Genomic DNA, 19,869 nt, shown 5'->3' on the forward strand with positions numbered 1-19,869 from the left:
GATCGATGCGCCGGAAGCGAAGAAAATCGGACCAGATGGTCAGCAGGGTAGAATTATCAAAGGGGCGTCAGGAGACCTGCTCGACCTGCTGTACCTCCGGCACGAAGTGACGCAGGAGGTTCTGGATGCCGTGCTTCAGCGTCGCCGTCGACGACGGGCAACCGGCGCAGGCGCCCTTCATGTGCAGGAACACCGTGCCGTTCTCGAAGCCGCGGAAGGTGATGTCGCCGCCATCCTGGGCCACCGCCGGGCGCACCCTGGTGTCGAGCAGTTCCTTGATGGTGATGACGAGTTCCTCGTCCGCCTTGTCGTAGAATTCGCCGGTCTGGCTGGTCTCGGCGGCCGGGCCGGCCTTGGCCATGACAGGCGCGCCGGACATGAAATGCTCCATGATGGCGCCCAGGATCGCCGGCTTCAGGTGCTGCCAGTCAGGACCGTCCTTGGTCACGGTGATGAAGTCGTAGCCGAAGAAGACGCCGGTGACGCCGGGAATCTCGAACAGCCGGCCGGCCAGCGGCGAGGCCGTTGCCGCACTGTCGGCATCGCGGAAGTCGGCGGTGCCTTCCAGCAGCACTTCCTTGCCGGGCAGGAATTTCAGCGTCGCCGGATTGGGCGTCGATTCGGTCTGGATGAACATGGCCGTCTCCGTGCCCGTTTCGGGCAACTAGTTTGGAATAGTTCTAAATAGGCTCTATCGGCTGGACATTCAAGCGAAACGCGTCGCTGGAAAGGCTAGCTGGCGGAATGTTTTTGCTGGCTGGGGCAGAGAATCCCGGGCGGGCTTCAGGCGAGGCTGTCGATCTCCTCGTCGGACAGATTCTGCGGCACCACTGTGACAGGAATGGGGAAGGCCGCGCCCTTGCCGGCCACTGCGCCGACCAGCGGTCCCGGGCCTTCCTTGCCGGCGCCGGCCGCCAGCACCAGGATGGCGATGTCCTGGTCTTCCTCGATCAGTTTGTGGATCTCTTCCGTCGGCTTGCCTTCGCGCACCACCATTTCCGGCTCGATGCCAAGCTTCTGGCGCACCTTGTTGGCGTGGCCGTCGAGAGCCGCGCGCGCCGTGGCGTTGGCTTCCTCGCGCATGATCTTCTCGACGCCCAGCCAGTGCTGGAAATCGTCCGGCACGATGACATAGAGCAGCACCAGCGTGCCGCTGGTGCTCTGCGCCCGCTTCGAGGCGTAGGCGACGGCGCGCTCGCACTCGGGCGTGTCGTCGATGATCGTCAGGAACTTCCTGCGATGGCCGGCTTCACGGCTGAGGCGTTTGGAGACCATGTCTATCTACTCGATGCGTTTTCGGCCGCAATCTGCCACCCGCGCCAGCCGGCCGCAAGCGGCCGGCCTTGTGCCAGTATGGTGCGGTGCACTGGCGATGCAGATCAGCCCTGCAGCAGGCCGATGATGTCGCGCACGGTTTTCATGGTGGTCTCGGCCAGCACGCCGGCGCGTTCGCCGCCGTCCTTGAGCACCGCGTCGACATAGGCGCGGTCGCCTTCGATGCGCCGCATCTCGCTGGCGATCGGCGCCAGCTTCTCCACCGCGAGGTCGGCCAGCGCCGGCTTGAACACCGAAAACTGCTGGCCACCGAATTCCTTCAGCACGTCGGCCTTCGACATCTCGGCGAGGCCAGCATAGATGCCGACCAGGTTTTCCGCTTCCGGCCGGCTTTCCAGCCCGTCGACCTCGCTCGGCAAGGCTTCCGGATCGGTCTTGGCCTTGCGGATCTTCTTTGAGATAGTGTCGGCATCGTCGGTCAGATTGATGCGCGACAGGTCCGACGGGTCCGATTTCGACATCTTCTTCGACCCGTCGCGCAAGCTCATGATGCGCGCCGCCGGGCCGCCGATGACCGGTTCGGTGATCGGGAAGAAGCCGTTCACCGTCTCCTCCCCGACCTGCATCTCGATGCCGACGCCAAGGCTGGCGATGCGGCCCGAAAAATCATTGTTGAATTTTTGGGCGATGTCGCGGGTCAGCTCCAGATGCTGCTTCTGGTCCTCGCCCACCGGCACATGGGTGGCGCGGTAGAGCAGGATGTCGGCAGCCATCAGCGAGGGATAGGCGAGCAGGCCCAGCGAGGCATTTTCGCGGTCCTTGCCAGCCTTGTCCTTGAACTGCGTCATCTTGTTCATCCAGCCGATGCGCGCGACGCAGTTGAAAATCCAGGCAAGCTCGGCATGCTGCATCACCCGCGACTGGTTGAAGACGATGTGCTCCTTCGGGTCGATGCCGGAGGCGAGGAAGGCGGCGGTGATCGAGCGCGTCTGGTCGGCAAGGTCCTCATGGACCAACTGCGCGGTCAGCGAATGCAGGTCGACGACGCAATAGATGCAGTCGGACGTGTCCTGCAGCGCGACGAATTTCTTGATGGCGCCGAGATAGTTGCCGAGATGCAGATTGCCGGTCGGCTGGACGCCGGAGAAGACGAGTGGCTTGAAGGCGGACATGGGTTTCCTCATGGCTTGTGGAGGGCCGTATAAGCATGATTCCAAAAAGTTGCAGACTTTTTGGAGCCAATCATGCGGCTGGAAACCGCGCGCGGCGAAAGTCTTTCGACGGCGCGCTTATGAACGAACACGACGCTACGATCAAGACCGCTGTTGCAGTCGGCTTGCCTGGTCTATTCGTCCAGTTCGGCCTCTGCGACCGGTGGTGCTGCTTTGCCCGATCCCCGCTTGACGTTGCGCCGGATCATGCCGAAATCGGCGCCACCGGTGGCAAAGGCGGTGATGAAGTAGAGCAGTGCGCCGCCGGCCACCAGCGCCAGCACCGTCGTCGCCTTGACGACCAGTGGTGAGCCCGGCCCGAGCCTTGCCGCGAAATAATGCTCGGCGAAATACAGCGCCACAGCCATCACAACTGCCGACAGCACCAGCCGGGGAATGCGCTTCAAAAGCGGCGCATCGCGGCCCCAATGGCCGCGCCGGATCAAGACGGCAAGCAGCATCAGCGCGTTGACCCAGCCGGCCACGGCCGAGGCGACCGCAATGCCTGGCGCTCCCATCCTGGGAAACAGCGTCAGCGCGGTGGCGACGTTCACCGCCACGGAGATGGCGGCGAAGATCATCGGCGTGCGTGTATCCTCGCGGGCGAAATAGCCGGGGGTGAAGGCCTTGATCAGCACGAAGGCTGGCAGGCCGAGGCCGAAGATCGCCAGGATCGCCGCCACAACAGGCGTCGAATGGTTGGCGGCGAACGCACCGCGCTCATAGACCAGCCGCACGATGGGCTCCGCCATCACCCAGAGCGCCGCCGCCGCCGGCAAGGTCATGAACAGAGTGAACTCGACGGAGCGGTTCTGCAGATTGGCCGCCTCGATGAGATTGCCTGACTTCAGCGCCCGTGACAGTTCCGGCAACAGCACGATCGCCACCGCCACACCGACGACACCGAGCGGCAGCTGATAGACGCGGTCGGCATAGGCGAGCGAGGAGACGGCGCTGTCCTGCGCCGACGCGATCGCCGTGCCGATCAGCTGGTTGATCTGGGTGATGCCGCCGGTGATCGCCGCCGGCAACGCCAGGATCAGCAGGCGCTTGACGTTCGGCGTCATCTTCGGCCGGCGGAAACCGATCGCGATGCCGGCGTTGCGGACCGCCATCCAGACGATGGCGAGTTGCACGAGCCCCGCCGCCAGCACGCCCCAGGACAGGCTGAAGCCGACGGCATGGGCATCCAGCCCGTGATACCAGGCATAGCCAAGCACACTGATCAGGATGATGTTGAGGAACGCCGGCGCGATGGCCGCAGCGAAATAGCGGCGCAGCGAATTCAGCATGCCCGCCATCATGGCGGCGAGCGACATGCAGATGAGGTACGGGAACATGATCGTCGCCAACAGGACGGTCGTCTCGAACTTGCCCGGCGTGTCGGCGAAACCCGGCGCCACCAAGTAGCGCACGATCAGCGGCATCGCCAGTTCCATGGCGATGGTCAGCGCCAAAAGCGCCGAGAACAGCACGCCGAACACTTCCTCCGAAAAGCGCTTGGCGCCGTCGGTGCCGTGCGTTTCGATCTCCTTGGCAAACAGCGGCACGAAGGCGGCGTTGAAGGCGCCTTCGGCGAACAGCCGGCGAAAGGTGTTGGGGAACTGGAAGGCGGCGTTGAAGGCGTCGGCGACCGGTCCGGTGCCGAGTGCTGCCGCCATCAGCATCTCTCGGCCGAAGCCGAGTGCGCGGCTCATCAGCGTGCCGGAAGCGACGGTGGCGAATTTCTTGACGAGGCTCATGCGTTTGGAAACTGCCTGCGGGATTGGAACAGAGGAATGATGGCCGTCACTCGGCGGCGGCCTTGGTCTTACCATTGCGCTCGGGCGTGATGCCTTCGAGCGTCGCCATCAGCCGGTTGCGGATGGTGGCGATACGAGCCGGGTTGTCGATCTTCTGGCCGGTGAGGTCGGTGACATAGAAGGTGTCGATGACCTTTTCGCCGAAAGTGGTGATGTGTGCCGATGCGATGTCGAGTGACAGGTCGGACAGCGTGCCGGTGATCTCCGACAGCAGGCCCGGGCGGTCCAGCCCTTCGACCTCGATGACCGAAAACCGGTTCGACAGCGTGTTGCGGATCTCGGCGCGTGGCGGGATCTTGAACACCTTGGACCCGCGCCTTGGCTTGGTCCGCTTCTCGATCATCTCCGGCAGCCAGCTCTTGCCCGACAGCACGTCTTCGATCAGCCGGCCGACGCGCTCGGCACGCCGGCGCTCGTCCTCGTCACGGTCGAATTCCCGCGAGATCAGGATCGTGTCCAGGGCGCGGCCATCCGACGTGGTGAAGATCTGCGCGTCGACGATGTTGCCGCCGGCGCCGGCGCAGGCCCCGGCAATGACCGAGAGAAGACGGGGATGGTCCTGCGCCAAAACGGTGATCTCGGTCACCGCCTCGAACTGGTGGGTCTTGACCATGGTGGCAAGCTTGTTGCCGGCCGCGTCCGCCTCGCGGATGAATTCGGCGTGGCGAATCTGGTCCGGCAGGTCGACGGCCAGCAGATAGTTCTCATAGTGCAGACCGACATAGCGTTTGCGGGCCTTGTCGGGCCAGTCAGCGAGCGCCTCGGCCAGGCGTTCGCGCGCCGCCGCCGTGCGCTGCGCACGCGACACTTCCGAGAAGCCGCCGGTCAGAAGCAGTTCGGTCTCGTAATAGAGCGTGCGCAGCAGCTGGCCTTTCCAGCCGTTCCAGACACCTGGTCCGACACCCCTGATATCGCATACGGTGAGGATCAAAAGCATCTTCAGCCGCTCGACCGACTGCACGATCGCGGCGAAATCCTCGATCGTCTTGCGGTCGTTGAGATCGCGCGTCTGCGCCGTCATCGACATGACGAGGTGGTTCTCGACCAGCCAGGCGACCGTTTCGGTGTCGGCCGCCGACAGCCCCATATGCGGACAGATGCGCCGTGCGATGCGGGCGCCGGCCTCGGAATGATCTTCCGGCCTGCCCTTGGCGATATCGTGCAGCAAGACGGCGACATAGAGCGCCTCGCGGCTCTTCTTCAGGCCCGGCATCAGCGAATGCGACAACGGATGAACCTTCTCGCCGTCGCCGCGTTCGATTTCTGCCAGCACGCCGATGCAGCGGATCAGGTGCTCGTCGACCGTATAGTGGTGGTACATCGAGAACTGCATCATGGCGACGATCTTGCCGAAATCGGGGATCAGCCGCCCCAGCAGCCCGGCCTCGTTCATGCGCCGCAGATTGAGCTCGGCATTGCGGTCCGAGGTCAATATGTCGAGGAACAGCCGGTTGGCTTCCTCGTCGCGCCGCAGCGACTTGTTGACCAGGCCGAGCGAGCGGGTGAGCAGCTTCAGCGCATCGGGATGGAATTCCAGCCCGTGCTTGTCGGCGAACCAGAACAGTCTCAAAAGATTGACGGGATCGCGTTCGAACACCTGGTCGTCGGCGATGTTGATGCGATGGTTGTCGACGATGAAATCGGAAGTGCCGGCGAGCTTGCGCTTACGGCGCTGGAAGGTGAGGAAGATGCGGTTGAAGCCGGGCACGTGCTTGGCCTGCTCCTCCTCGAGCGCAGCGCAGAAGATGCGGGTCAGGTCGCCGACATCCTTGGCGACGAGGAAGTAGTGCTTCATGAAGCGCTCGACCGCCGACAGGCCGGGATGGGTGGTATAGCCGAGCCGCTCGGCGATCTCGCGCTGGATGTCGAAATGCAGCCGCTCCTCGGCCTTGCCGGTGAGGAAATGCATGTGGCAGCGCACCGCCCACAGGAAGTCCTCGGCTTTCTGGAACTCACGGTACTCGGCCTCGGTGAAGACGCCTTTTTCGACCAGTTCCTCGCCGGTACGCACCCGGTAGAAATACTTGCCGATCCAGAACAGCGTCTGCAGGTCGCGCAGGCCGCCCTTGCCGTCCTTGACGTTGGGCTCGACCAGATAGCGGCTTTCGCCGGCCTTGGCGTGGCGCTCGTCGCGCTCGGCGAGCTTGGCCTGGACATATTCCGGGCCGGTCGTGCGCACCACCTCGTGGTCGAAACGCAGCATCAGCTCGTCATAGAGCTTGCGTTCGCCCCACAGGAAGCGGGCTTCCAGGATCGAGGTGCGGATGGTGATGTCGGTGCGCGACAGCCGCAGGCACTCATCGATGTTGCGGGTGGCGTGGCCGACCTTTAAGCCCAGATCCCACAGCATGTAGAGCATGTATTCGACGGTCTGCTCGCCCCATGGCGTCTGCTTGTAGGGCAGCAGGAACAACAGGTCGATGTCGGATCCCGGCGCCAGCGTGCCGCGGCCATAGCCGCCGACCGCGACGACGGCCATGCGTTCGGCCGACGAACGGTTCTTCACCCGGTAGACATGCGTCGCCGCGAAATCGTAGAGCGCCCGGATCAGCTCGTCCATGAGATGCGACAGCCGCTCGGCACAGGCGTTGCCGCCGCCATCTTCCCTCAGCATGGCTTCGGCGATCTTTCGGCCTTCGGCAAGCCGGGCCTTGAGAAGCTGAAGCACACCGGCGCGGGCCGCCGCTCCCGAACCGTCGCCCGCCGTGGCCGTCGTCAGCGCGGTCATCTCGCGGCGCAAGGCTTCGCCGTCGATCAGTTCATCGAGCTTCAGGGAGATTTTCGCCATAGGTATCAGTCGGCCTTGCCATTTGGGCGGCGTCTATAGCGTGTTTTCGCGGCGCTGGGTATGGGGCCTGCTGGTGGCCCGGGAAGCGGTCTAGTCCGATGCCTCGATCGGATCGAGGGGAACGACGATCCGTTGCCGGAATCTGCAGAAATCGGCGATCCACCGTGCGGTTCGCCCGGCTTCTCTGCTGATTCTCACGGCCATCGGCTTCCTCTGCCTCGCCATAACCCCGCTCGCGGTTCGCGCGGCATCGCGTTCCTGGTCAAGCAGGCTTGGCAGCTTTCCGCCGACGAACTGATCCTGTGCGCAGAGAGCCGGAACAAGTTGGTAGATGGTCTTGCCGGCCGACATGATGGGGTTGAAGATGAGATCATCGGTAGCAATGTTGACCTGCGCCGTTGCCTCCAGAAAGTCGCGCGCCGTTCGCCGCGAAAGCAGATATCCCCCGGCCCCCGGATGGCCCTTGCGGAGCCGGACCATGGAAAAGCCATGTCCGGCAGAGGTCCCTCTCCTCTGGATCACGGTTGTGGAGAAGAACGTCTCGAGCTTCACGACATCGGCGTCCGCCGGCACCCAGCTCGTATCGCCCAACAACGCCCCGGCCTTGCTGGAGAAGACCATGTCGTCCTCGAACACGGCGCCGTATGGGGCCTCGTCCTGCGCAATGATCGTCCAGCAGGCTCGATGACTGTGCAGGCAGGCGATTTCACTGCCGGAGAGCGGCCGGATGGCATGTATTGCGTGCTGCGGCTGCAGCATCAGGTCGGGATGTTCCTTGCCATCGATCCCCGCGACGCGTTCGAACCCAATGCCGATGCGGGCGAATTCCTTCGACATGTGGGCAAGCCGCTCGGGAGATCGATCGAGGTTGATGACCAGACGCTTCATTTCACGAGCTATTTGTTCGAAACCCTTGCTTCCACGAAACCGGCGGGAGCCGCCGAGCACCGCGGGAGCCTTCTAGCACAGGCGACGCTATGGTTTGTTGATCTTTCTGACGTGGATATCATGCCGCAATGGGAGAGCCAACAGAGAGCCAGGCTTTAAAAGCCAGCGTGACTTCCCAGGATTGCCGTGACATTGCGCCCGATGTCGGGAACGCCGGATTGAAGACGAGATCATCGGCCACCGCGCTGGCCTGCGCGGTCGCGTAGAGGATGTCGCGCGCCATTTGCCGCGACATGATGTGGCCGCCAGTTGCAGGGCGAGCGGCCAATACCGGGCTAGAAACGAAAAAATCGGAACAGCCCTTGACCTTCCAGTTACTGGAAGCACTACCTCCGCACCAGACAGAGGCACAGAGGCACAGAGGCACAGAGGCATTTTGGCATGACGCATCCGGACCATGATCACCACGGCGACCACCATGCGCATGGCGCGCATGGCAGCTGTTGCGCGCCGAAAGGTGTGGATGCGGCGGCCGTTCTGCGCGATCCGGTCTGCGGCATGACCGTGGATCCGGCCGCTGGCAAGCCGACATCGGAGCATGGCGGCCGCCTCTATCATTTCTGCAGTGAAGGTTGCCGCACGAAATTCCAGGCCGAGCCGGAAAAATACATGACGGCCGCCGACCCCGTTTGCGGCATGAGTGTCGACCGTGCCACGGCCAGGCACTTCGTCCGGCATGAAGGCCAGGGCTTCTATTTCTGTTCCGCCGGCTGCAAGGCGAAATTCGAGGCGGCACCGCAAACCTATCTCGGTGACAGGCCGGCGCCGGTGCCGGCGCCCAAGGGCACGCAATACACCTGCCCGATGCATCCAGAAATCGTCCGCGATAAGCCCGGCTCCTGCCCGATCTGTGGCATGGCGCTGGAGCCGATGGGCGTACCATCAGGCGATGAAGGGCCAAATCCCGAGCTGGTCGACTTCACCAGGCGGCTCTGGGGCAGCGCGATCCTGTCGATCCCGCTTCTGATCATCGCCATGGCGCCGATGGTCGGCCTGAGCTTCGAAAATCTGGTCAGCGACCGGACAAAAACTTGGGCGGAGTTGGCGTTGGCAAGCCCGGTGGTGCTCTGGGCTGCCTTTCCTTTCTTTCATCGTGGCTGGGAGTCGGTCCTCAACCGCAGCCCTAACATGTGGACGCTGATTTCGCTCGGCGTCGGTGCGGCCTATCTCTACAGCGTCGTCGCCACACTCTTCCCCGACATCTTCCCGCATCAGTTCCGCAGCCATGGCGGCGCGGTGCCGGTCTATTTCGAGGCCGCCGCCGTCATCGTCGCGCTGGTCTTCCTTGGTCAGGTGCTGGAATTGCGCGCCCGCGAAAAGACCGGATCGGCGATCCGCGCCTTGCTCGATCTGGCGCCGAAGACCGCGCGGCGCATCGGCGAAGACGGTTCCGAGACCGACGTGCCGCTGGACAGCGTCAAGGCCGGTGATCGCCTGCGCATTCGGCCCGGCGATGCCGTGCCGGTCGACGGCACCGTGCTCGAAGGCCGCTCCTCCATCGACGAATCCATGATCACGGGTGAGCCGCTGCCGGTTGAAAAGGCCGAAGGCGACGCCCTGACCGGCGGCACGCTCAACAAAAACGGCTCGCTGATCATGCGCGCCGAACGCATCGGCGCCGAGACCACGCTTGCGCGCATCGTCGAACTCGTCGCCAAGGCACAGCGCTCGCGCGCGCCGATCCAGGGTTTGGCCGACCGCGTTTCCTTCTACTTCGTCCCGGCCGTCGTCCTTGTCGCCATCGTGGCGTTCATTGCCTGGGCTATCTTCGGCCCCGAACCCAGCCTGATCTTCGCCATCGTCTCGGCGGTCTCGGTGCTGATCATCGCCTGTCCCTGTGCGCTCGGCCTCGCCACGCCGATGTCGATCATGACCGCCACCGGGCGCGGCGCGCATGCCGGCGTGCTGATCAAGGAAGCCGCCGCGCTCGAACGCTTCGCCTCCGTCGACACGCTGATCGTCGACAAGACCGGGACCTTGACCGAGGGCCGGCCTAAACTGACGGATGTTGTTGTGGCAAACGGCTTTTCCGAAGACGAATTGCTGGGGCTCGCCGCCAGCCTGGAGAAGGGCTCGGAGCATCCACTGGCCGAGGCTGTCGTCGAAGGCGCTGCTGCGCGCGGTGTAACCGTCACTGACGCCAGCGATTTCGAGGCCGTCACCGGCAAGGGCGTTTCCGGTACGGTGTCGGGCAAGACTGTCGCGCTCGGCAACGCCGCGATGATGCGCGACCTCGGCATCGACGTTTCCGCCGCCTCAGTCAGCGCCGAAGCGCTGCAGGGCGATGGCAAGACGGCAATGTTTGTCGCTGTCCGCGGCAGACTGGCCGGCATCGTCGCCGTCGCCGATCCGGTCAAGGCGACCACCGCCGAGGCGATCAAGGCGCTGCATGACAGCGGCCTCAGGATCATCATGGCGACCGGCGACAATGAGCGCACCGCCAACGCGATCGCCAAAAGCCTCGGCATCGACGAGGTTCGCGCCGGTCTGCTGCCGGAACAGAAGGCGGCCCTGGTCGAGGAACTGCGCGGCAGGGGCGCCGGTGTCGCCATGGCTGGCGACGGCGTCAACGATGCGCCGGCCCTGGCCAGCGCCGATGTCGGCATCGCGATGGGCACCGGCGCCGATGTGGCGGTCGAGAGCGCCGGCATCACCCTGGTCAAGGGCGACCTCAACGGCATCGTGCGGGCTCGAACGCTGGCCCAGGCAACGATCGGCAACATCCGCCAGAACCTGTTCTTCGCCTTCCTCTACAACGTGCTTGGCGTGCCCGTCGCCGCCGGCGTGCTCTATCCGCTCACCGGCATGCTTTTGTCGCCGATGCTGGCGGCGGCGGCGATGAGCCTGTCCTCGGTCTCGGTCATCGCAAACGCATTGCGGCTGCGGACGTTGAAACTCTGATCCAAACCCCCAAATACGAAACCCAATCAACAGGAGACCATGAATGACCTTGGCCAAGAAACTCGTGCTTTTGCTGATGGCGGCCGGAATGCTGCTCGCCGTCTTCCTCGAAAGCGTTCCGGCGCAGAGCGAAGAGATGAAACATGACATGGCCGGCATGGCGATGGGTGCGCAAAGCCCTGCCACCGCTGGCTACAAGAAGGCGATGGACAAGATGCACAAGGACATGATGGTCAAATACACCGGCAATGCCGATGTCGACTTCGTCCGCGGCATGATTCCGCACCATCAGGGCGCCATCGACATGGCCAAGGTCGAGCTTGCCAATGGCAAGGACCCGGAAATCCGCAAGCTTGCCGAAGGCGTCATCGCCGCGCAGGAAGCCGAGATCAAGCAGATGCAGGACTGGCTTGCTGCTCATCCGGTGAAGTGAGCCCTTTCGCGATGGGGAGATTTGGGTGAGAACGCCTCTGGATTTCTCGCCCGCCCTGTGATGCGATCCGGCCTCAAAACGGAGCCTGCCATGCCATCTGCCATCAGAACCACTACGCTGCCCTCTGGCGAAGCCGTTCAGGTGCTCGGCCAGGGCACCTGGAAGATGGGCGAGGATTCGCGCCGACGTGCCGATGAGGTGAACGCTCTCAAACTCGGCCTCGACCTTGGCATCACGCTGATCGACACCGCCGAAATGTATGCCAGCGGCGGCGCCGAGGAGGTGGTGGCCGAAGCCATTGCCGGCCGCCGCGCCGAGGTCTTCGTGGTCTCAAAAGTGCTGCCCTCAAACGCGTCGCGCGCGGGTGTGCAGCGCGCCTGCGAGAACAGCCTGAAGCGCCTGCGCACCGACCGGATCGACCTCTATCTCCTGCATTGGCCGGGCAGCGTGCCTTTGGCCGAGACGGTCGAGGCCTTCGAGGCCTTGAAGAAAGCCGGCAAGATCCGCCATTGGGGCGTCAGCAATTTCGACACCGAGGACATGGAGGATCTGGCCCGCTTGCCCGATGGCGGCAACGTCCAGACCAATCAGGTGCTCTACAATCTGGTCCGGCGCGGCCCCGAGTTCGATCTCGCGCCCTGGAGTCGCAAGCGAGGCATCCCGCTGATGGCCTATTCGCCGGTCGAGCAGGGCGCGTTGGCGCGCAACGGCAGACTTGAAGCCGTGGCCGCCCGCCACAATGCCACCGCGGCACAGATCGCTTTGGCCTGGGTGATGCACCAGGAGGGCGTCATCGCCATTCCGAAAGCCAGCAGCCAGGAGCATGTCCGACAGAATGTCGCCGCACTCGACATCAAGCTTACGCCGCAGGACATCGCCGATCTCGACCGTGGTTTTCCGCCGCCGACACGCAAGCGCGGCCTGGAGATGATCTGATCAGCGATGAAGCTGCCAATCTCCCCCACGAGGGGGAGATTGGCGGTTTCGGCGCCGCCGCCCGGATGGCAAAACTATTTTCCTGCCAGTCCCTTCAACCGGTAGAGCGCTTCCAGCGCCTCCCTTGGCGTCATCTCGTCGGGATTGATCTCGCCGAGGGCGGCGCCGAGCGCGTCGCTCTTCACCGGCTTCGGCGCTTCCCGCTTCACCGCCACGGAAAACAGCGGCAGGTCGTCGACCAGCCGGTTGGTCTTGCCGGAAACCTCGCCTTCCTCCAACTGGTGCAGCACCTGCTTGGCCCGGTCGACCACAGCTTCCGGCAGGCCGGCGAGCCGCGCCACCTGGACGCCGTAGGAGCGGTCGGCGGCACCCTTGCCGACCTCATGCAGGAAGACGACGTCGCCTTCCCATTCCTTGACCCGCATGGTGACGTTGTGGAGCCGCGCCAGCTTGCCGGCGAGGGACGTCATTTCGTGGAAATGGGTGGCGAAGATCGCCCGGCAGCGGTTCTTCTCGTGCAGATATTCCACTGCCGCCCAGGCGATCGACAGGCCGTCGAAGGTGGCGGTGCCGCGGCCGATCTCGTCGAGGATCACCAGCGCCCGTTCGCCGGCCTGGTTGAGGATCGCCGCCGTCTCGACCATCTCGACCATGAAGGTCGAGCGGCCGCGCGCCAGATCGTCCGAGGCGCCGACCCGCGAGAACAGCCGGTCGACGACGCCGATATGGGCGCTCTGCGCCGGCACGAAGGAGCCGGTCTGGGCCAGGATCGCGATCAGCGCGTTCTGCCGCAGGAACGTCGACTTACCGCCCATGTTCGGGCCGGTCAGCAGCCAGATCGCACCGTTCTTGGCGCTGCCCTCGGGTGAGAGGTCGCAGTCATTGGCAACGAACGGGCCTTCGCCGGAGCGGCGCAAGGCCTGCTCGACCACCGGATGCCGGCCGCCGGAAATCTCGAAGGCGAGGCTCGAATCCACCACCGGCCGGCACCACGCCTCGCTTTCCGAGAGCAGCGCCAGCGCCGCCGACACGTCGATCACGGCGAGCGCATCGGCGCCGGCACGGATCTTTTTCCGCCTCGCCGACGGCTTCCACCGTCAGCGCATCGAAGGCCGCCAGTTCGATGCTGAGTGCCCGGTCGGCGGCATTGGCGATCTTGGTCTCGAGCTCGGCAAGCTCGGTCGTGGTGAAGCGCATGGCATTGGCCATGGTCTGGCGATGGATGAAGCGCGCCTTGGCGCCATCGCTGCCGGTCATCACCGCATGGTGGTTGGCGGTCACCTCGATATAGTAACCCAGCACATTGTTGTGCCGGATTTTCAGCGATCGGATACCGGTCTCCTCGATCAGCGAGCGCTCCAGCCCGGCGATGACCTTTCTCGATTCATCACGCAACGCCCGCATCTCGTCGAGTTCCGGGTGGTATCCGCCACGGACGAAGCCACCGTCGCGTTTGAGCAGCGGCAGTTCCTCGCCCAGCGCCTGCGTCAGATGCCGGGCAAGCGCTTGGGGCAGCGCTTGAATGGCGGCCATTGCGCCGGCCAATTCCTGGGGCAGGGCAGTGGCGGCGAAGATGTCGGCGATCGCGCCGGCTGCCTCGAAGCCGGCACGCAACGCGCCGAGGTCGCGCGGACCGCCGCGGTTGAGCGCCAGTCTCGACAAGGCCCGCGGCATGTCGGCGACGCTCTTCAGGCTCGTTCGCACCGCCTGGCACAGCCGGGTTTCGGAACGGAAGAACGAGACCGAGTCGAGGCGCGCGCCGATCGCTGACGGATCGGTCAGTGGCGCCATCAGCCGGTCTGCGAGCAGCCTGGCGCCGCCGCCGGTCACGGTGCGGTCGATCGCCTTGAACAGCGAGCCTTCGCGACTACCGGACAATGTGCGCAAGAGTTCGAGATTGCCGCGCGTCGCCGGATCGATGAACAGCGTCGAGCCCTGCTCCTCGCGCTCGGGCCGCGACAAAGGCGGCCGCTCGGCCCTCTGCGTCTTCTCGACATAGGCGATGGCGCCCGAGATCGCCGACAGTTCGGCGCGCGAAAACGCGCCAAAACTGTCCGGCGTCGCAACCTCGAAGAAGCGGGCGATGCGTCCGGTGGCCGAGGCCGAATCGAACAGCGACGGCGGCTGCGGGTTGGCGACGCGGCCGAGCACGTCGAATACCGGCCTCAGTTCGGGATCATGGAACACCGGTTCGGCGACGATCAGCTCGCGCGGATCGACACGGAAGATGTCGGCGAGCAGCCGGTCGGCGGTCGTCTCGGCAACGCGGAAAGCGCCGGTCGAGATGTCGATCCAGGCAATTGCGAAGGAATGGTCCGCCCCGCCCTTCACCCGCCCCAGCGCCATCAGGAAACTCGATTCCGACGGCGCCAGCAATTTGTCCTCGGTGATGGTGCCCGGCGTCACCAGCCGCACCACGTCGCGGCGCACCACGGATTTCCCGCCGCGTTTCTTGGCCTCGGCCGGATCCTCGATCTGCTCGCAGACGGCGACGCGAAAACCCTGGCCGATCAGTTTCTGCAGATAGTCGTCGGCCGCATGCACCGGCACGCCGCACATCGGGATGTCGTGGCCCTGGTGCTTGCCGCGCTTGGTGAGCACAATGCCCAGCGCCCGGCTCGCCTTTTCGGCGTCGTCGAAGAACAGCTCGTAGAAATCGCCCATGCGGTAGAACAGCAGCGAATCCGGGTTCGCCGCCTTGATCTCGATGAACTGCTCCATCATCGGCGTCACGGCGGCCGTGCCGGGCTGCGGCGGCGTGATCACCTCGGGGGCGTCGGGCTCGTTCGGGCTGTGCATGTTCATGACCGGGCACGCTAGCAGATGTGATGGCCGGGTTTAATGCCGGGGCTTCGAAAAGCAGGGGACGACGGAGGCGACCGGCTACCCGCAATTTCCCGTCCGATCCGCGATTCCGGCGTGCCGGCGGTTTACACGCGGCGGTGTGTGGTCTTAATTCGGACCGAAACAAAGCACCCGCTTCAAGGAGGTGCTGCACCCACCGGCGAGGAAATCAAAAGCATCATGGCCAGGAAAACCGAGAACAGCGGCCCGTCCGTCAGCGCGCAGGAAGCGCTCGAATTCCACGCGATGGGCCGGCCCGGCAAGCTGGAGGTCGTCGCCACCAAGCCGATGGCCACCCAACGCGATCTGAGCCTTGCCTATTCGCCGGGCGTCGCGGTGCCTGTCCTGGCCATCGCCGAGGACCCCAGCCGCGCCTTCGACTACACGACGCGCGGCAACATGGTCGCCGTCATCTCCAACGGCACTGCCATCCTTGGTCTCGGCAATCTCGGTGCGCTGGCCTCCAAGCCGGTGATGGAAGGCAAGGCAGTGCTGTTTAAGCGCTTCGCCGATGTCGATTCCATCGATCTCGAGGTCGACACCGAGGACGCCGACGAATTCATCAATTGCGTGCGCTTCCTCGGCCCCTCCTTCGGCGGCATCAACCTGGAGGACATCAAGGCGCCGGAATGCTTCATCATCGAGCAGCGGCTGCGCGAATTGATGGACATCCCCGTCTTCCACGACGACCAGCACGGCACCGCAATCATCTCGGCCGCCGGCCTGATCAACGCGCTGGAAATCACCGGCCGCGACATGAAGACCACGAAAATGGTCTGCAACGGCGCCGGTGCTGCCGGCATCGCCTGCATCGAGCTGATGAAGGCGATGGGCTTCGCGCCCGAAAACATCATCCTGTGCGACACCAAGGGCGTGGTCTACCAGGGCCGCACCGAAGGCATGAACCAGTGGAAGTCGGCGCATGCGGTCAAGACCGACACGCGCAGCCTCGCCGAGGCGCTCGACGGCGCCGATGTCTTCCTCGGCCTCTCGGCCAAGGGCGCGCTGACCACCGCCATGGTGCAGTCGATGGCCAAGAACCCGATCATCTTCGCCATGGCCAATCCGGATCCCGAAATCACGCCGGAGGAAGTGGCCGAGATCCGCACCGACGCCATCATGGCGACCGGGCGTTCGGACTATCCGAACCAGGTCAACAACGTGCTCGGCTTCCCCTACATTTTTCGCGGCGCGCTTGATGTGCGGGCAACCACCATCAATGACGACATGAAGATCGCTGCAGCCCGTGCGCTCGCCGAACTGGCGCGCAAGGACGTGCCCGATGATGTCGCGGCCGCCTATCAGGGCAACCGGCCGAAATTCGGCCCCAACTACATCATTCCGGTGCCGTTCGACCCGCGCCTGATCTCGGCCATTCCGCTGGCGGTGGCCAAGGCGGCGATGGAGTCCGGCGTCGCCCGCAAGCCGATCCTCGATCTCGACCGCTATGCGCAGGAACTGTCCGCCCGCCGCGACCCGATCGCCTCCACCCTCCAGCGCATCTACGACCGCGTGCGCCGCCAGCCCAAGCGCATCGTCTTCGCCGAGGGCGAGGAGGAGCAGGTCATGCGCGCCGCCGTTTCCTATGTGAACCAGCGGCTCGGCACCGCCATCCTGCTTGGCCGCGACGACGTCATCAAGGAAAACGCCAAGCACGCCGGCATCGACCTCAACAAACAGGGCATCGAGATCATCAATGCGAGGCTGTCGCGCCGCAACGGCATCTACACCGACTATCTCTACGAACGCATGCAGCGCAAAGGCTTCCTGTTCCGCGACTGCCAGCGCCTGATCAACAATGACCGCAACCATTTTGCCGCCTGCATGGTGGCGCTGGGCGACGCCGACGGCATCGTCACCGGCGTGACCCGCAACTATTCCACCGCGCTCGACGACATCCGCCGTGTCATCGACGCCAAGCCCGGCCACCGCGTCATCGGCGTCTCGATCGTGCTCGCGCGAGGCAAGACCGTGCTGGTCGCCGACACCGCCGTGCACGACATGCCGAACGCCGAGCAGATCGCCGACATCGCCGAGGAGGCGGCCGGCTTTGCCCGCCGCATGGGCTATGAGCCGAGGCTCGCCATGCTTGCCTATTCCACCTTCGGCCATCCGCAGGGCGAACGCTCCGAGCGCGTCCAGGAAGCGGTGCGCATCCTCGACAAGCGCCGCGTCGATTTCGAATATGACGGCGAAATGGCCGCCGACGTCGCGCTCAACGCCCGCGCCATGGCGCAGTACCCCTTCATTCGCCTCACCGGCCCCGCCAATGTGCTGATCATGCCGGCATTCCACTCGGCCTCGATCTCGACCAAGATGCTACAGGAACTCGGCGGCTCGACGGTCATCGGCCCGCTGCTGGTCGGACTGAACAAGCCGGTGCAGATTGTTTCGCTGAATGCCAAGGACAGCGACATTGTCAACATGGCGGCGATCGCAGCCTATACGGCGGGGACGTAACGACAGTTCGCGCAAGGAACGAAAAGCCGACGATCTGGGTCTTCGAAAGGCGGTGGCGCTCAAAACGCCGTCGCACCTCACACCCATAAGACATTGATAAGATTCAGCTGATATAGGGAAGCTCTTGCCGACATGCCGTAACGGCATCCACGGCGCGCTCAGACCGCTAAATGGGGGTGCGGCCATGAAGCATGACGGAGTTTCTGTATCCGTGGTTGGCCAGGGGGTCTACCACGACGAGCGGCTGGACGCCTTGCTCAGCATCACCGGCCGCATGGACGGTTATCTCTACCGCTGCCGCAACGACGTGTCCTACACCATGCTCTATATCAGCGACGGTATTTTCACCGTCAGCGGCTATCGGCCGAGCGATTTCATTCACAACGCGGTGCGCGACTATGTCTCGGCCATCCACCCGGATGATTTGCCGTCGGTCTATGCCGCCGTCGACGCCGCGCTCGAGGCGCGCTGCAACTGGAACGTCGACTACCGCATCGTGCCGCGGGCCGGCGAACCGCTCTGGGTCCGCGAGATCGGCGGCGGTGTCTGGGACGAAGCCGGCGAACTCGAATTTCTGGAGGGCTTCGTCGTCGACATCAGCGACCGCAAGGTTGTCGAGGACCTCAACGCCCAGCTGGTCCTCGATCTCAAGACCGCCAACGAGGAACTGTCGGCGCAAAAACGCGAGATCGAGGTGGCGAAGCAGCAGAGCGACCATTCGGCCAACCACGATGCCTTGACCGACCTGCCCAACCGGCGTGCTTTCCACAATGAGCTCAAATCGGTGGTCGCCCGCTGTGGCGCCACCGGCGAGGCGGCCGGGCTTCTGTTCATCGACCTCGACCGGTTCAAGGAAGTCAACGACACGCTTGGCCACGAAGCCGGCGATGCGCTGCTGCAGCGCGTCTCGAGCCAGCTTCGCTCGATCCTGCGCAGCGCCGATTTCGTCGCCCGGCTTGGCGGCGACGAGTTCGCCTTCCTGTTCTCGGCCGACACCGATCTGGCACAGCAGAAGGCCGTGCGGGTCGCCGAACGCATCCTGGAAAGGTTGCGGATCAAGGTTCCGACGCCCAATGGCGCCATCCAGGTCGGCTGCACCGTTGGCGTCGCCATGTATCCAGCGGAGGCCGCCGATTCCGAAGCGCTGATCGCGCTCGCCGACCGGCTGATGTATGTCGGAAAGAAGAGTGGCCGAAACCGGCTGGTCACCGCCACGGAAATGGCGCCGCAACAGCCATCGTCCGGGCCTCACCTTCGCAAGTCCGCGTAGCGCTATCGGCGCGAACTTATGTCGACTCCGAAATCCGAGGGTTGACCGCGCCGGCTTCAGCCCGGCGCGAACACCCGCGCCGCTTCGACCACTTCATCGATCTGGTCCTGCCGCAGCAGGTCGATCGGAATGCGGCCGTCGAGTTGCGCCGACGGCCGCGTCAGCCACAGCCAGGTCAGTCTCGGATTGCCGATCAGCGACTGCACGTCGCTTAGGCCCGCGACCGGCCTGCCGTCGACGAATTGCGCCAGCGGGAAGACGTGTTTGCGGCCGCCCTTGCGCAAGGCGATGACGTCGCCGCGCCTTTGCCAGCGGTGCAGGGTCGAGCGGGCGATGCGCAGGTTTTCTTCCAGATAGGTCGAGCCGGCGACACGGCCCGCCCAGTCCTCGATCAGCATCGATTCGAGGTCGTCGGACTGCGGCGGAGGAAGCGGCTCATCGGCCAGCAAAGCCGTCGACGGATTTGTGGTCCCGGCTGTGCCGGCTTCGCTGCGGCGCGCGGCTTCGGCCGCCAGCGCGCGCACGAATTTCGAGGCAAGGCCGGGAAGGTCGGCATGGATGGCGTCGATCGCGCGCTGGTGCTTTGGCGACAGCAAGGTGACGGCGGACGCTATGCTGCCGGCGATCTTGCCGACCGAGACCACGGTGGACTGGTTTATGGCCTCGTCATAATGGGCAAGCGCGCGCTCGACGTCCTCCGCGACCATCTCCGCGAAGTCGTCCTGTCCAAGACCGGTTGTCTGAAATCTGCTCATGAATCTGTCTTCCGGCCGCGCGCGCTCCTCCCTCAGCCGCGGCCGATTGCTGAATTTCTAGTGCGGAAAACGGAAATCATGGCGGCAACGGATCGCGCCGCCCGACAGCTTGCTGTCTTGCATTCTTCAACACCCCATCTGACTGCGAGTGCCCCGAAATGTCAGTCACGGGACGCTCTCGATTTCGTGTAGGAGCGATATGTGACAGTCACGCGACGGTGAGAAGCGAGGCGCTCTTCCTTCTCC

The 19,869-nt window shown here is 64.4% G+C and carries 13 protein-coding genes and 1 pseudogene; 5 read left to right on the top strand and 9 right to left on the bottom strand.

The window, feature by feature from the left end; genetic code table 11:
• Positions 1 to 67: 67 nt before the first annotated feature.
• The 7 genes from HB778_RS18205 to HB778_RS18235 form a co-directional block, all read right to left on the bottom strand.
• The gene (locus tag HB778_RS18205) at positions 68 to 637 is read right to left on the bottom strand and encodes a NifU family protein (RefSeq protein ID WP_172220273.1); all 570 of its coding nucleotides are present in this window, start codon (positions 635 to 637) and stop codon (positions 68 to 70) included.
• Between the two features lie 146 nt (positions 638 to 783).
• The gene (locus HB778_RS18210) at positions 784 to 1,275 is read right to left on the bottom strand and encodes a universal stress protein (RefSeq protein WP_095200929.1); all 492 of its coding nucleotides are present in this window, start codon (positions 1,273 to 1,275) and stop codon (positions 784 to 786) included.
• Positions 1,276 to 1,379: 104 nt separating this feature from the next.
• Complete coding sequence (gene trpS, locus HB778_RS18215) at positions 1,380 to 2,447, bottom strand: tryptophan--tRNA ligase (RefSeq protein WP_183455774.1); 1,068 nt, start codon at positions 2,445 to 2,447, stop codon at positions 1,380 to 1,382.
• Between the two features lie 173 nt (positions 2,448 to 2,620).
• The gene (murJ, locus tag HB778_RS18220) at positions 2,621 to 4,228 is read right to left on the bottom strand and encodes a murein biosynthesis integral membrane protein MurJ (protein WP_183455776.1); all 1,608 of its coding nucleotides are present in this window, start codon (positions 4,226 to 4,228) and stop codon (positions 2,621 to 2,623) included.
• A 46-nt stretch (positions 4,229 to 4,274) separates the two neighbouring features.
• A complete protein-coding gene (locus HB778_RS18225) occupies positions 4,275 to 7,076 on the bottom strand; it encodes a [protein-PII] uridylyltransferase (RefSeq protein WP_183455778.1) in 2,802 nt (933 codons plus the stop codon).
• A gap of 90 nt (positions 7,077 to 7,166) precedes the next feature.
• Positions 7,167 to 7,964: a glycosyltransferase family 25 protein gene (locus HB778_RS18230; protein ID WP_183455780.1), complete on the bottom strand. Its 798-nt coding sequence runs from the start codon at positions 7,962 to 7,964 to the stop codon at positions 7,167 to 7,169.
• A gap of 118 nt (positions 7,965 to 8,082) precedes the next feature.
• Positions 8,083 to 8,259: a hypothetical protein gene (locus tag HB778_RS18235; protein ID WP_183455782.1), complete on the bottom strand. Its 177-nt coding sequence runs from the start codon at positions 8,257 to 8,259 to the stop codon at positions 8,083 to 8,085.
• A 146-nt stretch (positions 8,260 to 8,405) separates the two neighbouring features.
• Between HB778_RS18235 and HB778_RS18240 the strand changes: the two genes are divergently transcribed.
• From HB778_RS18240 to HB778_RS18250, 3 genes are all read left to right on the top strand, one after another.
• Positions 8,406 to 10,925: a heavy metal translocating P-type ATPase gene (locus HB778_RS18240; protein WP_183455784.1), complete on the top strand. Its 2,520-nt coding sequence runs from the start codon at positions 8,406 to 8,408 to the stop codon at positions 10,923 to 10,925.
• Positions 10,926 to 10,968: 43 nt separating this feature from the next.
• On the top strand, positions 10,969 to 11,358 hold the full coding sequence (copM, locus tag HB778_RS18245; RefSeq protein ID WP_183455786.1) for a CopM family metallochaperone: 390 nt from the start codon (positions 10,969 to 10,971) through the stop codon (positions 11,356 to 11,358).
• A gap of 90 nt (positions 11,359 to 11,448) precedes the next feature.
• Entirely contained in the window at positions 11,449 to 12,294 is an 846-nt protein-coding gene (locus tag HB778_RS18250) for an aldo/keto reductase (protein ID WP_183455788.1), read from the top strand.
• 74 nt (positions 12,295 to 12,368) lie between these two features.
• Here HB778_RS18250 and mutS read toward each other — a convergent pair.
• Positions 12,369 to 15,018: pseudogene (gene mutS / locus HB778_RS18255) on the bottom strand (DNA mismatch repair protein MutS).
• A gap of 300 nt (positions 15,019 to 15,318) precedes the next feature.
• On the opposite strand from mutS, the gene HB778_RS18260 reads away from it, so the two are divergent.
• Both HB778_RS18260 and HB778_RS18265 read left to right on the top strand, forming a co-directional pair.
• On the top strand, positions 15,319 to 17,598 hold the full coding sequence (locus HB778_RS18260) for an NADP-dependent malic enzyme (RefSeq protein WP_183455790.1): 2,280 nt from the start codon (positions 15,319 to 15,321) through the stop codon (positions 17,596 to 17,598).
• A 184-nt stretch (positions 17,599 to 17,782) separates the two neighbouring features.
• On the top strand, positions 17,783 to 18,868 hold the full coding sequence (locus HB778_RS18265; protein ID WP_183455792.1) for a sensor domain-containing diguanylate cyclase: 1,086 nt from the start codon (positions 17,783 to 17,785) through the stop codon (positions 18,866 to 18,868).
• Positions 18,869 to 18,924: 56 nt separating this feature from the next.
• On the opposite strand, the gene HB778_RS18270 is transcribed toward HB778_RS18265, so the two are convergent.
• Positions 18,925 to 19,623 (bottom strand): antitoxin Xre/MbcA/ParS toxin-binding domain-containing protein, encoded by a 699-nt coding sequence (locus HB778_RS18270; RefSeq protein WP_183455794.1) that lies wholly within the window; start codon positions 19,621 to 19,623, stop codon positions 18,925 to 18,927.
• Positions 19,624 to 19,869: the final 246 nt, after the last annotated feature.

Origin of the sequence: Mesorhizobium huakuii, from assembly GCF_014189455.1 — a bacterium.
Taxonomy (GTDB): Bacteria; Pseudomonadota; Alphaproteobacteria; order Rhizobiales; family Rhizobiaceae; genus Mesorhizobium; species Mesorhizobium huakuii_A.

Excerpts from the sequence above, each read along its gene's own strand:
- HB778_RS18225 (WP_183455778.1), bottom strand. The coding sequence starts at position 7,076 with ATGGCGAAAATCTCCCTGAAGCTCGATGAACTGATCGACGGCGAAGCC.
- HB778_RS18265 (WP_183455792.1), top strand. The coding sequence starts at position 17,783 with ATGAAGCATGACGGAGTTTCTGTATCCGTGGTTGGCCAGGGGGTCTAC.
- HB778_RS18205 (WP_172220273.1), bottom strand. The coding sequence starts at position 637 with ATGTTCATCCAGACCGAATCGACGCCCAATCCGGCGACGCTGAAATTC.
- murJ (WP_183455776.1), bottom strand. The coding sequence starts at position 4,228 with ATGAGCCTCGTCAAGAAATTCGCCACCGTCGCTTCCGGCACGCTGATG.
- HB778_RS18250 (WP_183455788.1), top strand. The coding sequence starts at position 11,449 with ATGCCATCTGCCATCAGAACCACTACGCTGCCCTCTGGCGAAGCCGTT.
- HB778_RS18260 (WP_183455790.1), top strand. The coding sequence starts at position 15,319 with ATGGCCAGGAAAACCGAGAACAGCGGCCCGTCCGTCAGCGCGCAGGAA.
- HB778_RS18210 (WP_095200929.1), bottom strand. The coding sequence starts at position 1,275 with ATGGTCTCCAAACGCCTCAGCCGTGAAGCCGGCCATCGCAGGAAGTTC.
- HB778_RS18235 (WP_183455782.1), bottom strand. The coding sequence starts at position 8,259 with ATGTCGCGGCAAATGGCGCGCGACATCCTCTACGCGACCGCGCAGGCC.
- HB778_RS18240 (WP_183455784.1), top strand. The coding sequence starts at position 8,406 with ATGACGCATCCGGACCATGATCACCACGGCGACCACCATGCGCATGGC.
- copM (WP_183455786.1), top strand. The coding sequence starts at position 10,969 with ATGACCTTGGCCAAGAAACTCGTGCTTTTGCTGATGGCGGCCGGAATG.
- trpS (WP_183455774.1), bottom strand. The coding sequence starts at position 2,447 with ATGTCCGCCTTCAAGCCACTCGTCTTCTCCGGCGTCCAGCCGACCGGC.
- HB778_RS18270 (WP_183455794.1), bottom strand. The coding sequence starts at position 19,623 with ATGAGCAGATTTCAGACAACCGGTCTTGGACAGGACGACTTCGCGGAG.
- HB778_RS18230 (WP_183455780.1), bottom strand. The coding sequence starts at position 7,964 with ATGAAGCGTCTGGTCATCAACCTCGATCGATCTCCCGAGCGGCTTGCC.